The sequence below is a fragment of the Microbacterium sp. GXF7504 genome, from assembly GCF_054798235.1.
Genome location: NZ_JBSJZI010000001.1, coordinates 508,727 through 522,264 on the forward strand (window position 1 = coordinate 508,727; position 13,538 = coordinate 522,264).

A 13,538-nucleotide genomic window follows, 5' to 3' on the forward strand; every position below is an offset into this window, starting at 1 on the left:
CCGTGACCATCGACCACCGCGCACCGCAGCAGGCGGTGCCCGTCTCCTCCCCCCGGGTCGCAGACCTGCTCGGCCGCATGACCCTCGAGGAGAAGCTCGCGCAGCTCGTCGGCTTCTGGGTCGACCAGGGCGGCGAGGTCGTCGCGCCCATGGCGGGCGAGATGGCGACCTCCGACCGGTACGAGGATGCGACCGCCCACGGCATCGGACACCTCACCCGGGTCTACGGCACCCGCCCGGTCGACCCGGCCGAGCGCGCCGAGTGGCTGTGGGCGCAGCAGCGCCGCCTCCGCGACCAGACCCGGCTCGGCATCCCCGCGCTCGTGCACGAGGAGTGCCTGACCGGCCTCGCCGCCTGGCAGGCCGCGACGTTCCCGACCCCGCTCGCGTGGGGCGCCTCGTTCGACCCGGCGCTCGTCGAGGAGGTCGGCCGTGCGATCGGCGGGTCCATGCGCGACCTCGGCGTGCACCAGGGCCTGGCCCCGGTGCTCGACGTCATCCGCGACCCGCGCTGGGGCCGGGTCGACGAGTGCATCGCGGAGGACCCGTACGTCGTGGGCACGGTCGGCACCGCGTACGTCCGCGGCCTGCAGGACGCCGGCGTGCACGCGACGCTGAAGCACTTCGTCGGCTACTCCGCGTCGCAGGCGGGCCGCAACCACGCCCCCGCGCACGTGGGACGCCGGGAGCTGCAGGACGTCTTCCTGCCGCCGTTCGAGATGGCCGTCCGCGACGGCGGCGCCCGCTCGGTGATGAACTCGTACGCCGAGATCGACGGCGTGCCGGTGGCGGCCGCATCCGAGCTGCTCACCGAGCTGCTGCGCGACACCTGGGGCTTCGACGGCGTCGTCGTCTCGGACTACTTCTCGGTCGCGTTCCTCGAGACCATGCACCGGATCGCCGCCGACCGCGGCGACGCGGCCGCGCTGGCGCTCACCGCCGGCATCGACGTGGAGCTGCCCGGCGCCGACGCGTACCCGGCGCTCGCCGAGCTCGTCCGTGACGGCCGGGTGCCGGAGCAGCTCGTCGACCGCGCGGTCGCGCGCGTGCTCGCGCAGAAGGAGGAGCTCGGCCTCTTCGACGCCGACTTCGACACCGCCCCGCCCGCCGTCGACCTCGACTCCCCCGCGCACCGCGCGCTCGCCCGGCGCCTCGCCGAGGAGTCGGTCGTGCTCGTGCGCAACGACGGGGTGCTCCCGCTCGCCGCGCCCGCCCGCCTGGCCCTCATCGGCCCGAACGCCGACAGCGCCGAGGCGCTCATGGGCTGCTATTCGTTCGCGAACCACGTGCTCGCGCACCACCCGGGCACACCGTTCGGGTTCGAGATCCCCACCCTGCGCGAGGCGCTCACGGCACGGTTCCCGGATGCGGCGATCACCCATGCCGTCGGCTGCGAGGCCGAGGGCGACGACCGATCCGGGTTCGACGCGGCGGTCGCCGCGGCCCGGGAGGCCGACGTCGCGATCGTCGCCGTCGGCGACCGTGCGGGCCTGTTCGGCCGCGGCACCGTGGGCGAGGGCAACGACGTGGAGTCGCTGGAGCTGCCCGGCGTGCAGCGCGAGCTCGTCGAGGCGGTCGTCGCGACCGGCACCCCGGTGGTGCTGGTCCTGCTCACCGGCCGCCCCTACGCGATCGGCTGGGCGCTCGACGGTGCGGCGCCGGTCTCGGCGGCGCTGCAGTCCTTCTTCCCCGGCGAGGAGGGCGCCACTGCCTTGGCGGCCCTCCTCGCCGGGGACGCCACCCCCTCGGGGCGGCTCCCGGTCTCGCTCCCCCGCTCGGCCGGGGCGCAGCCGTTCTCCTACCTGCATCCGGTGCTCGGCGGCGCGCACGAGATCACGAGCGCCGACAGCACCCCGGTGCGCCCGTTCGGGTTCGGGCTGTCGTACACGTCGTTCGTCCGCAGCGACCTGGACGTCCCGGCCGAGGTGCCTGCCGGCGAGCCGCTCACCGCGCGGGTGCGGGTGCGGAACACCGGCGAGCGCGCCGGCGCCGACGTCGTGCAGCTGTACGCACACGACACCGTGGCCTCGGTCACCAGGCCGGTCGCGCAGCTCATCGGCTACGCACGCGTGGAGCTCGCCCCCGGCGAGGAGCGCGAGGTCGTGTTCGAGGTGCCCGCGTCCCGGTTCGCGTTCACCGGCCGCGACCTCCGCCGCATCGTCGAGCCGGGCGCCGTGGAGCTGTGGGTCGGCCCCTCGTGCGACGTGCGCGAGACCGAGGCCGTGGTGACCTTCACCGGCGCCGTGCACGAGGTCACCGGTGACGAACCGCGGACGGTCGCCGTCTCGATCGACGCCCCCGCCGCATCCTGACCCCCCTCCCCTGTCCCTCGCCGAGACCACGCCTTCCGCGCGAGACCACATCCAGTTGCATGTGGTCTCGCGGGATGGGTGTGGTCTCGGCGCACCCGGGGTACCGTCCGGATGGTGCAGAAACTCCATCCGGTGCAGTAGTCTCGGGCGCGAAGGGGTGATACCGATGTCCACCGACCCGACCTACGACCACCAAGCCCTCCAGACCAAGGCGCGCGAGCACCTTTGGATGCACTTCTCCCGCCAGTCGACGCTGGAACGCGACGGCGTGCCGGTCATCGTCCGCGGCGAGGGACACCGCATCTGGGACGACCGCGGCCGCGAGTACTTCGACGGCCTCGCCGGCCTGTTCGTCGTCAACGCCGGTCACGGCCGCAAGCGCCTCGCCGAGGTCGCCGCGAAGCAGGCCGAGCAGCTCGCGTTCTTCCCGCTGTGGTCCTACGCCCACCCGGCCGCGATCGAACTCGCCGACCGGCTCGCCGACTACGCACCGGGCGACCTGAACAAGGTGTTCTTCTCCACCGGCGGCGGCGAGGCGGTCGAGACCGCCTTCAAGCTCGCGAAGTACTACTGGAAGCTGCAGGGCAAGCCCGGCAAGCACAAGGTGATCTCGCGCTCGGTGGCCTACCACGGCACCCCGCAGGGCGCCCTGGCGATCACCGGCATCCCGGCCATCAAGGAGATGTTCGAGCCGGTCACCCCGGGCGGCTTCCGCGTGCCGAACACGAACATCTACCGCGCCGAGGAGATGGGCGCCCCCACCGACCCCGAGCAGTTCGGCGTCTGGGCGGCCGACCGCATCGAGCAGATGATCCAGTTCGAGGGCCCCGACACGGTCGCCGCGGTCTTCCTCGAGCCGGTGCAGAACTCGGGCGGATGCTTCCCGCCCCCGCCCGGCTACTTCCAGCGCGTCCGCGAGATCTGCGACAAGTACGACGTGCTGCTCGTCTCGGACGAGGTCATCTGCGCCTTCGGCCGCATCGGCCACATGTTCGCGTGCGACGCCTACGGCTACGTGCCCGACATGATCACGTGCGCGAAGGGCATGACCAGCGGGTACTCGCCGATCGGCGCGACCATCATCAGCGACCGCCTGTACGAGCCGTTCCGCACCGGTGAGACGACGTTCTACCACGGCTACACGTTCGGCGGGCACCCGGTCTCGGCCGCCGTCGCGCTCGCGAACCTCGACATCTTCGAGGAGGAGGGGCTCAACGAGCACGTCCGCGAGAACTCGCCGCTGTTCCGCGCGGAGCTGGAGAAGCTGAAGGACCTCCCGATCGTCGGCGACGTGCGCGGCGACGGCTACTTCTTCGGCATCGAGATGGTGAAGGACAAGGCCACGAAGGAGACCTTCGACGACGACGAGGCCGAGCGGCTGCTGCGCGGCTTCCTGTCGAAGGCGCTGTTCGACGCCGGCCTGTACTGCCGCGCCGACGACCGCGGCGACCCGGTGATCCAGCTGGCGCCGCCGCTCACGATCGGCCCGAAGGAGTTCACCGAGATCGAGCAGATCCTCCGCGGCGTCCTGACGGAGGCCTGGTCGCGCCTGTAAGCGACCTCGCACGAGTGGGCACTCGTGGCGGGTTCCGGCACCGGAACACCCGCCGCGACTGCCCACTCGCGGTTCCGGCGGCGTTCAGGTTCGTTTGTTAGGCTAACGAAACATATGGATGCAGCCGACTCACCGACCCTCGCCGCCGACCTCCGCCTCGCGACCTTCCGCCTCGGCCGCCGACTCCGTGCCCAGCGCGTCGTCGACACCGTCACCGACAGCCAGCTCGCCGTGCTCGCGGCCCTCCTCTGGGGCGGCCTGCGCACCCTCGGCGAGCTCGCCGACGGCGAGCGCGTGACCCCGCCCTCGATGAACCGCACCGTGAACTGCCTCGAGGAGGCCGGGTACATCACCCGCACCCCGGATGCGGAGGACCGCCGCCGTGTGCTCATCGAGGTGACCGACGCCGGCCGCCGACTCATGGAGGAGACCCAGCGCCGGCGCGACGCCTGGCTGGAGGACGCCCTCGCCGAGCTCACGCCTGCGCAGCGCAGCGCGCTCGTCGCCGCCGTGCCCGTCATGCGACAGGTGGCCGAGCGATGAGCATGTTCCGTTCCCTGCGCCTGTTCAACTTCCGCATCTGGTTCGTCGGTGCGCTCGTCTCCAACATCGGCGGGTGGATGCAGGCGACAGCCCAGGACTGGGTGGTCCTCACCGAACTCACCGACAACGACGCCACCGCGATGGGCGTCACGATGGCGCTGCAGTTCGGTCCCCCGCTCGTGCTGGTGAGCGTGACCGGCTGGGTCGCCGACCGGTTCGACCGCCGGAAGCTCCTCATGGCGACGCAGTCCGCGCTCATGCTGCTGGCGGTGGCCGCCGGCATCCTGCTGCTGACCGGCGTCATGACGCTGCCGCTCATGTTCGCGTTCGCCGCCGCGTTCGGCGTCGCGAACGCCTTCGACGCCCCGGCACGCCAGGCGTTCGTCACCGACGTGGTGAGTCAGCAGGACGCCTCGAACGCCGTCGCGCTGAACGCCGCGTCGTTCAACACGGCCCGGCTGCTGGGCCCCGCCATCGGCGGTGTGCTCATCGTGCTCGTCGGCACCGGCTGGGTGTTCCTCATCAACGCGGTGACGTTCCTCGCGCTCCTCGTGGCGCTGAACGTCATGCGGCGGGACGAGCTCGTCCCGCGGGTGCGGCGCACCGGGGCGGCACGCCTCGCGGACGGCTTCCGGTACGTGGCGAAACGGCCCGACCTCATGGTCACGTTCGTGATGGTGTTCCTCGTCGGCGCGTTCGGCATGAACTTCCCCATCTTCGCCTCGACGATGGCGCTCGAGTTCGGCCAGCAGGCCGACGGGTACGGACTGCTGAGCTCGACGCTGGCGGTGGGTTCGCTCGCCGGCGCGCTCATGGCGGCGCGGCGCGACCGGGCGAAGATCCGGGTCGTGATCCTCGCGGTCGGCGGTTTCGGCGTGGCCTCCCTCGTCTCGGCCGCGATGCCCACCTACGCGCTGTACGCGGCGCTGCTCGTCTTCGTCGGCTACGCCACCACGACGATGCTCACGACCGCGAACGGCTACGTGCAGACCACGACCGACCCCGCCGTCCGCGGCCGGGTGCTGGCGCTGTACATGGCCGTCATCATGGGGTCGACCCCGATCGGTGCCCCGATCGCCGGCTGGGTCGTGGACGCCTTCGGCCCCCGCGCGGCGATCGTGCTGGGCGCGGTCGCGGGCCTGCTCGCCTGCGCGATCGGGCTCACCTGGATGCTGGCGAGCGGCCGCGTGCGCCGGCATCCGACGAGCAGGTTCCGGCTGGCGGTCGACGAGACCGTCCCGGTGCGCGTCGTCCGCCCCGCGCCGGAGGAGTTCAGCGACGAGATCGCCGCCGCGACGAGCCCCGTCCCCACCGTGGACGAGGACGCGGACGCCCGCGCCCGCGCCCGCTGACCCCCTTCCCCATCGCCGACCCACCCCTCTTCCTGCGACCCACCCCTCTTTCTCCTGCAGGAAGAGGGGTGGGTCGCAGATTGCGGGGTGGCTCGGCGGAGGATGCGGGCGGACGGGCGGGCGGCCCGGATGCGGCAGCGCGCGGCGACAGTGGGTCGCCGGTGGCTTCGGTGGGGGCTATCCGCTCGGGCGACGCGTGTCCAGCCTCTCGTGCCGGCGCCCGCCGCGACCGAGGATGGCGGGGACGAAAGGATCCCCCATGAGCGACGCAGCGCAGTCCCGCCACGACGACGACGCCCGCCCCGACGACGCCCCGCCCACCGACGCGGTGACCGACGAGGTGCGCGAGGCCGCCGCATCCGCGGAACAGCACGCCGACACCGGCAGCAACGGCGAGGCGACGCTCGCCGACGCCGAGACCACGGCCGGCCCCAACGCCGACGCGGACGAGATCGCCTCCTCGCAGGCCCAGGGCGCGGAGGAACAGGGCGACGCATGAGCGGGCACGAGCATCACCGGCTGGATGCGGAGGACCTCACCCGCATCGCGGCCGGCGAGGGCGAGCACCTGCCGCCGGCCCCGAAGGGCGTCCCGTCCCCCGACGCCCCACCGCTGCCGGAGCCCCCGCCCGACGCCCCGCGCGCCGACTGACCCGCTCGCCCGCGCACGCGCGCACGCGCGTCCGCGCAGCACGCGCGGCATCCCGCCGAGCCACCCCTCTTCCTGCGAGCCACCCCTCTTTCTGCTGCAGGAAGAGGGGTGGCTCGCAGAAAAGGGGGTGGGTCGCGCAACCGGGCAGCGCAACCGCGTCGCGCAACCGCGCAGCGCAACCGCGTCGCGCACCGCGGGGCGCCCGGCGCGGGTCAGGCCTCGCGGGTGATGGTGACCTTCACCTGCAGCGCGGCTTTGGCGCCGCCGCTGTAGACCCCGCGCAGCGGCGGCACGTCGGTGTAGTCGCGGCCGCGGCCGACGAGCACGTGGCGGTCGCCGATCTCGGTGTTGTTCGTGGGGTCGAACCCGGTCCACTCGCCCGCGAACCACTCGACCCAGGCGTGCGACTCACCCTCCACCGGCACCCCGATCTCGGGGTTCGGACTGGGGTGCAGGTAGCCGGACACGTACCGCGCCGGGATCCCGATCGCACGGAGCGCCCCGATCGCGATGTGCGCCATGTCCTGGCACACGCCCTTGCGGGCTTCCCACGCGTCGGCCGCCGTCGAGTGCACGCCGGTGACACCGGTCACGTACTCGACCGCCTGCCCGATCGCGAGGCACACGTCGTGCGCGGCGGGCCCCGGGTCGTCGTGCCGTTCGGCGATCGCGCGGGCGATCTCGACGACCTCCGGATGCGGCAGGGTCCGCGCGGTCTGCGACAGGTGCTCCACGGTCGACACCGACCGGGCCGCCTCGGCGGCGAGCCGGTCCCAGGTGATGCCGGAGTGCACGATCGGCCGCGGGCGCACCTCGACGAGCGAGCGCGCCGTGATCCGCAGCTCCCGATGGGGCGAGAGCACGTCGAACGAGCTCACCCGGGTGCCGAAGGAGTCGACGTAGCTGTTCACCGACGTCGACGGCTCGATGTCCAGCGACGAGCTCAGCACGAACTGGCTGTCGGTGGTGCCCGGCAGCATCCGGGCCTCGTTGTACGACGCCGCGACGTCGTGCTCGTAGACGAACCCGGTCTCGTGCTCGATGCGGAGGCGCTTCATGAGATCTCCCCGATCCAGGTGGGTTCGGCCTGCGTCGGGAAGAACCGCTGCCGGATCGCGTCCGACGCCTCCCGCGTCACCTTCTGCACCCGCAGCATGTGGGTGGGCAGCTCCTCGAGGATCTCGCTGATCGGCAGGTACTCCAGGTCGTTCCGGATGCGGCCGAGCGCCCGCCGCACCTGGTTCGAGTGCCCGACCCGGTCGACCGTCGGGTCGATCGCGCCGATGCAGTCCTCCGCGACCGAGATGGAGTGGATGATCGAGCGGGGGAAGAGCCGGTCGAGCAGCAGGAACTCCGCGGCGTTGCGCGCGCTCGGCATGCCGCGGTAGGTGCGGACGTACGCCTCGTACGCGCCGCAGGAGCGCAGGATCGTGGTCCAGCTCGGGCCGGAGGCCTCGGTGAGCGACCGGGTGGCGAGCAGGCGCGCGGTCATGTCGGCGCGTTCGATCGACCGGCCGAGGGTGAAGAACTGCCAGGCCTCGTCGCGGCTGGTGGAGCTGTCGACGACGCCGACGGCGAGCGCGGCGCGTTCGCGCACCCACTGGAAGAAGTCGTGCACCTTCTCGAGTTGCAGTCGGCGCGGCATGCGGGTGCTGGTCGTGTTGAGGCACTCCCACAGCTCGGTGGACACGATCTCGCGGGCCCGGCGCGCGTTCTCGCGGGCCGCCGTGAGCGAGTAGACGATGCTCGACGGGTTCGTGCGGTCGACCGCGAGGCGGGAGAGCACGTCCTGCCGTGAGACCTGACGGTCGTCCTCGATCGGCGCGGACCCCATGACGGCCAGGAGCGACCGGCAGGCGGTGTCCTCGTCGATCCACGGGTCTTCGAGGAGGAGCTGCAGGTGCACGTCGAGGATGCGGGCGGTGCCGTCGCTGCGCTCGATGTACCGGCCGATCCAGAAGAGCGATTCGGCGATGCGACTCAGGAGCATGCCGCACCTCCCTCCGGCCGCGTGCGCTGCTGCTGTTGCTGCTCCTGCTGCTCGGAGCGGCTGCGGGGCCGCTCCTGCGGCGCGTGCGAGACCTCCTCGGGCTCGGGCTCGGGCTCGGATGCGGCGTCGGTGATGATCGGGATCGCCTGCGTGATGGTCGACGCCTGGTCGGCGACGAGGCCGGCGAGCCCGTGCCCCTGGCCGTACTCGACGTGGCCGGGTGCGGCGCCGCCGACGACCCAGGTGTCCTTCGAGCCGCCGCCCTGGCTGGAGTTCACGACGAGCTGCCCCTCGGGGAGGGCGACGCGGGTGAGGCCGCCGGGGAGCACCCAGATGTCGTCGCCGTCGTTGACCGCGAAGGGCCGGAGGTCGGCGTGGCGCGGCCGCATCCCGTCCTCCACGAGCGTGGGGATCGTGGAGAGCATGACGACCGGCTGCGCGATCCAGCCGCGCGGGTCGGCGCGGAGCTTGGTGCGCAGCTCGTCGAGTTCGGCCCGCGACGCGTCGGGTCCGACGACCAGGCCCTTGCCGCCCGAGCCGTCGACGGGCTTCACCACGAGTTCGTCGAGCCGGTCGAGCACCTCCTCGAGCGCGTCCGGCTCCTCCAGGCGCCAGGTGTCGACGATGGGCAGGATCGGCTCCTCCGACAGGTAGTAGCGGATGAGGTCGGGCGTGTAGGTGTAGAGCAGCTTGTCGTCGGCGACGCCGTTGCCGACCGCGTTCGCGATCGTGACGTTGCCCATGCGCGCCGCGAGCATGAGTCCGGGGGAACCGAGCATCGAGTCGGCGCGGAACTGCAGCGGGTCGAGGAAGTCGTCGTCCACGCGGCGGTAGATGACGTCGACGCGCTTCGGGCCGCGGGTGGTGCGCATGAACACCCGCCCGCCCGAGCACAGCAGGTCGCGCCCTTCGACGAGTTCGACGCCCATGAGGCGGGCGAGGAGCGTGTGCTCGAAGTACGCGGAGTTGTAGACGCCCGGCGTGAGCACGACGACGTTGGGGTCGTCGACGCCGGGCGGGGCGGACGCCCGGAGGGCGGCGAGCAGCTTGTTCGGGTAGTCGCCGACCGGCCGCACCCGCATGGAGACGAAGAGCTCCGGCAGCGTCTGCGCCATGACGCGGCGGTTCGAGATGACGTAGCTGACACCCGAGGGCACCCGCACGTTGTCCTCGAGCACGCGCATCTTCCCGTGCTCGTCGCGGATGAGGTCGATGCCCGACACCTGGATGCGGACCCCGTTGGCCGAGTGGATGCCGACCGCCTGCCGGTAGTAGTACTGGCTCGAGGCGATGAGCCGGGCAGGCACGACCCCGTCGCGCACGCAGTTCTGGCGCCCGTACGCGTCGTCGAGGAACGCCTCCAGCGCGCGGACGCGCTGCTTCACACCGGCTTCGATCTCGCTCCACTCGGCGTAGTCGATGACGCGCGGCACGGCGTCGAGCGGGAACGGCCGCTCCTCGCCGGCGAAGTCGAAGGTGACGCCCTGGGCGAGGTAGGAGCTGGCGAGCGACTCGGTGCGTCCGCGCAGCTCCTCCTGGGTCATCTTCGCGAGCGCCTGGTACAGCTCGCGGTACGCGTCGCGGGAGGCCACCGAGTCGCCGGACCCGATCTCCGCGCCGAACATCTCGTCGAACGGCGGCAGCCCCTGCGGGGTCTTGCGTTTCCCGAGCGCGGAGCCGTAGCCCTCGAAGAGGTCACCCATGCCACAACCCTACGCACGGGGTGTTGCACCGGTGTTTCGCTTGTGTCCCGCGCGGGTCCGCGATATCCGGGGGTGGTCTCCCCTCGTGCGTGCGGCGTGGTGGGCGTACGCGGCGCAGAGCACCGCGATGACGAGGCATGCCAGCATCCCGGCCGCGGCGGGGACCGCGGTGCCGGGGCCGAACATCCCGCCGAGCGGGGCGAGACCCGCGGCCAGGCCGTACTGCAGCGCCCCCATGAGCGCGGCCCCGGATGCGGCGGCGAACCCCGCCCGCGCCATGGTGAGCGAGCTGAAGTTCGACAGCATCGCGGACGCGGCCGCAGCGCCGACGATGATCGTCGGCACGTAGGTCGCGAGCGTGAACGGCCCGAACCAGGCGAACCACACCAGCACCACGCCCGCGGCGATCGCGACCGTCTGCGCACCGGCGCCGGCGAGGACGGGCCCGACCCGGCCCGCGATGAACGCGTTCACGAAACCGCCGATGAGGATCGCGCCGGCGTACGCCGCGTACAGCACCGCGAAGCCCCACGGCCCGGTGCCGAGGATGTCCTGCGCGATGAACGACGAGGCCGCCGAGTGCACCGACATCCCCGCGAACGCGAACCCCATCGCGAGCGCACTGCCCATGAAGGCGCGGTCCCGGAGGAACCGGAGGGAGTTGCCCGCGACGGTCGTGAACCGCAGCGCCGATCGGCGTTCGCGGGTGAGAGTCTCCGGCACGGCCAGCCAGGCCACCACGAAGGCGACGACCGACAGCACGGTGAGGAGGACGAACACCGCGCGCCAGCCGCCGAGGTCGAGTGCCAGGGTGCCGAGCAGCGGCGCGGCGAAGGGTCCGGCCGCGACGATGCCCATGAGGATGCTGTACGCGCGCGCCGCGGCCTTGCCCTGGGCGGTGTCGGCCACCACCGCGCGGGACACCACGACGACCCCGGCCGTGCCGAGGCCCTGCGCGACCCTGGCCGACACGAGCAGCTCGATGCTCGGCGCGAGGGTGGCGGCGACGCCCGTCACCGCCAGGATGCCCAGTCCGCCGAGCAGGACGACGCGGCGCCCGTACGCATCCGAGATCGGCCCGACCAGGAGTTGCCCGCCCGCGACGCCGATGAGGAACCCGGCGTAGACCAGCTGTCCGCCGGCGAGGGTCGCGCCGAGGTCCGCGACGAGGTTCCCGAGCGCGGGCAGGTACGTGCTCGCGGTGAGGGGGTTCACCGTCATGAACGCCCCGAGGAGCACCAGCAGGCCCGGTGTCAGTCTCCTCGTCGCCGCCGTCCGCGCAGTGACCGCCACGGATCAGCGCTCGATCGGCTCCAGCCGCACCAGTCGCGGGGGCCCGGCGAGCAGTCCGCCCAGTTCGGGCACGGCACCCGTCGTGGCGCGGAAGTCGCGGTAGGCCTGCTCCGCCTCCCACGACGACCAGTGCTCGTACAGCGTCCACGAGGTCGGGTCGTCGCGGTCGACCAGCCAGTCGAGTCGCTCGCAGCCGTCGAACGCGCCGGAGGTCTCCAGCATCCGGGTGAAGAGCTCCTTGGCCTCCCCGAGCTTCTCGGGACGGATGCGGAACTCCACGATCGCCACCTTGGTCACGGTGACCCTCCCTCGCTGCTCGACCGTGCGGGCGCCGACTGCGCGAGCCGCCCGCTTCGAGTCTGGAAGGCGCGGGGCGTGCGGGCCACCGGTGTTCCGCGTCCCGGGAGGACGCCCGCGTGATCCGCCTCGGAGGGCGGGCCGCGACAGTGGTCCCGGCAAGCCGGCCTCGAGGTCGATTCCGGCGCGTACGATCACCGCATGCCACCTGCAGCCCGTCCACGGGCGGTCGCCGCCGCCGTCGCGGGTGTCGCCGCCGTCGTCTTCGGCGGCGGGCTCGGCGAGCTCGTCGGGGTCGTGACGGGCACGAGCCCGGTCTCCGCCGTGGGCGCGGCCGGGATCGACGCGGCCCCGGCCTGGGCGAAGGACGCCGCGATCGCCCTCTTCGGCACCGCCGACAAGGTGGCGCTCATCGTGGGCGTCGCGCTCGTGCTGCTGCTGGTGGGCGCCGGTGCCGGACTGGTCGAACGCCTGCGCCCGCCGTGGGGGCGCAGCATCCTGGCACTCGTGGGCATCGTGGGGGTCGCAGCGGCCGTGACGCGCGCGGATGCGGGATTCCTGTCGTGGCTCTCGCCGGTCGTCGCCGCGGCGGGCGCGATGTTCGCGCTCGGGTGGCTCCTGCGGCGCGCACCCCTGCAGGTCGCACCCGAGGAAGACGGTGCCGGCGGCGAGCCGGACGCGGACGATCGGACCGGGGACGATCGCGCCACGGATCCGCGGACGCACGATCCCGACCGGCGACGTTTCCTGGTGTGGACGGTCGCCGCCGCAGGCATCGGCGTGCTCGCCGCGGTCGGCGGCACGGCGCTGCGGGCGGGGAGCCGCGCCGTCGCCGCCGTGCGCGACGCCCTCCGGCTCCCGGGCGCGGGAAACACCGTGACGATCCCCGCCGGTGCCGAACTCGACGTGCCGGGCATCACCCCGCTCCTCACGCCGAACGCGGACTTCTACCGCATCGACACCGCGCTGAACGTGCCGCAGATCGATCCCGCGCAGTGGCGGCTCCGCATCCACGGGCTCGTCGCCCGCGAGGTCACGCTCACCTGGGACGAGCTGCTGGCGCTGCCCCTCGAGGAGAGCATCACGACGCTCGCGTGCGTGTCGAACACCGTCGGCGGCGACCTCATCGGCACGGCCCGCTGGCTCGGGTACCCGATCCGCGAGCTCCTCGCCCGCGCCGAACCCGACCCGGGCGCCGACATGGTGCTCTCCACCTCGCAGGACGGCTTCACCGCCGGCACGCCGCTCGAAGCGCTCACCGACGGGCGTGAGGCGATCCTGGCGGTCGGCATGAACGGCGAGCCGCTGCCGTTCGCGCACGGGTTCCCGGTGCGCATGGTCGTGCCGGGGCTGTACGGCTACGTGTCCGCGACGAAGTGGGTCGTCGACCTGGAGGTCACGCGCTTCGCAGACGCGACGGCCTACTGGACGACGCGCGGCTGGTCCGAGCGCGGGCCGATCAAACTCCAGTCCCGCATCGACGTGCCGCGCTCCGGGGTGACGATCGACCCCGGGGACACCGTGCTCGCGGGGGTCGCCTGGCAGCAGCGGGTCGGTGTCGCCGCGGTCGAGGTGCAGGTCGACGACGGCCCGTGGCAGCAGGCGACGCTGGCACCCGCGATCTCGGACGACACCTGGGTGCAGTGGATGCTGCCGTGGCGGGCGTCGTCGGGAAGCCACACGATCCGCTGCCGGGCGACGAACGCCGACGGCGAGACGCAGACGCAGGCGACGGCGCCGCCCGCCCCGGACGGCGCGACCGGCTGGCACACCGTCATCGTGACGGTCCGCTGACCGCGGCCCGCCGCATCCGTCCGCCGCCGGGGCCGCCGCCCCGGCCCG

General features: G+C 72.8%; 12 protein-coding genes. 7 read left to right on the top strand and 5 right to left on the bottom strand.

Features of this window, described 5'->3' with window-relative positions; all coding sequences use genetic code 11:
• Positions 1 to 2 precede the first annotated feature (2 nt).
• From ACWAUO_RS02400 to ACWAUO_RS02425, 6 genes are all read left to right on the top strand, one after another.
• Positions 3 to 2,312 carry a beta-xylosidase/alpha-l-arabinosidase gene (locus ACWAUO_RS02400; protein WP_460772745.1) on the top strand — a complete coding sequence of 770 codons (2,310 nt, stop codon included), beginning with the start codon at positions 3 to 5 and terminating at the stop codon, positions 2,310 to 2,312.
• A 166-nt stretch (positions 2,313 to 2,478) separates the two neighbouring features.
• Positions 2,479 to 3,867 (top strand): aspartate aminotransferase family protein, encoded by a 1,389-nt coding sequence (locus tag ACWAUO_RS02405; protein ID WP_460772747.1) that lies wholly within the window; start codon positions 2,479 to 2,481, stop codon positions 3,865 to 3,867.
• 114 nt (positions 3,868 to 3,981) lie between these two features.
• The gene (locus tag ACWAUO_RS02410) at positions 3,982 to 4,410 is read left to right on the top strand and encodes a MarR family winged helix-turn-helix transcriptional regulator (RefSeq protein ID WP_460772749.1); all 429 of its coding nucleotides are present in this window, start codon (positions 3,982 to 3,984) and stop codon (positions 4,408 to 4,410) included.
• A gap of 2 nt (positions 4,411 to 4,412) precedes the next feature.
• A complete protein-coding gene (locus tag ACWAUO_RS02415; RefSeq protein WP_460773278.1) occupies positions 4,413 to 5,762 on the top strand; it encodes an MFS transporter in 1,350 nt (449 codons plus the stop codon).
• A gap of 259 nt (positions 5,763 to 6,021) precedes the next feature.
• The gene (locus ACWAUO_RS02420; RefSeq protein WP_460772751.1) at positions 6,022 to 6,261 is read left to right on the top strand and encodes a hypothetical protein; all 240 of its coding nucleotides are present in this window, start codon (positions 6,022 to 6,024) and stop codon (positions 6,259 to 6,261) included.
• Entirely contained in the window at positions 6,258 to 6,413 is a 156-nt protein-coding gene (locus tag ACWAUO_RS02425) for a hypothetical protein (RefSeq protein ID WP_460772753.1), read from the top strand. The genes ACWAUO_RS02420 and ACWAUO_RS02425 overlap by 4 nt, the downstream gene beginning before the upstream one ends.
• A 212-nt stretch (positions 6,414 to 6,625) precedes the next feature.
• Here the strand turns inward: ACWAUO_RS02425 and ACWAUO_RS02430 are convergent, their stop codons facing one another.
• From ACWAUO_RS02430 to ACWAUO_RS02450, 5 genes are read right to left on the bottom strand one after another with little or no spacing between them, the layout of a single operon-like run.
• Complete coding sequence (locus ACWAUO_RS02430; protein ID WP_460772755.1) at positions 6,626 to 7,471, bottom strand: transglutaminase family protein; 846 nt, start codon at positions 7,469 to 7,471, stop codon at positions 6,626 to 6,628.
• Positions 7,468 to 8,403 (bottom strand): alpha-E domain-containing protein, encoded by a 936-nt coding sequence (locus ACWAUO_RS02435; protein ID WP_460772757.1) that lies wholly within the window; start codon positions 8,401 to 8,403, stop codon positions 7,468 to 7,470. The genes ACWAUO_RS02430 and ACWAUO_RS02435 overlap by 4 nt, the downstream gene beginning before the upstream one ends.
• Positions 8,394 to 10,106, bottom strand: a complete 1,713-nt coding sequence (locus ACWAUO_RS02440; RefSeq protein WP_460772759.1) for a circularly permuted type 2 ATP-grasp protein — start codon at positions 10,104 to 10,106, stop codon at positions 8,394 to 8,396. Before ACWAUO_RS02440 ends, ACWAUO_RS02435 begins: the two co-directional genes overlap by 10 nt.
• A 9-nt stretch (positions 10,107 to 10,115) precedes the next feature.
• A complete protein-coding gene (locus tag ACWAUO_RS02445) occupies positions 10,116 to 11,399 on the bottom strand; it encodes an MFS transporter (protein WP_460772762.1) in 1,284 nt (427 codons plus the stop codon).
• A 3-nt stretch (positions 11,400 to 11,402) separates the two neighbouring features.
• Positions 11,403 to 11,696, bottom strand: coding sequence for a putative quinol monooxygenase (locus ACWAUO_RS02450; protein WP_460772764.1), 294 nt, complete (start codon positions 11,694 to 11,696; stop codon positions 11,403 to 11,405).
• Between the two features lie 201 nt (positions 11,697 to 11,897).
• On the opposite strand from ACWAUO_RS02450, the gene ACWAUO_RS02455 reads away from it, so the two are divergent.
• A complete protein-coding gene (locus ACWAUO_RS02455) occupies positions 11,898 to 13,490 on the top strand; it encodes a molybdopterin-dependent oxidoreductase (RefSeq protein ID WP_460772766.1) in 1,593 nt (530 codons plus the stop codon).
• The last annotated feature ends 48 nt before the right edge of the window (positions 13,491 to 13,538 follow it).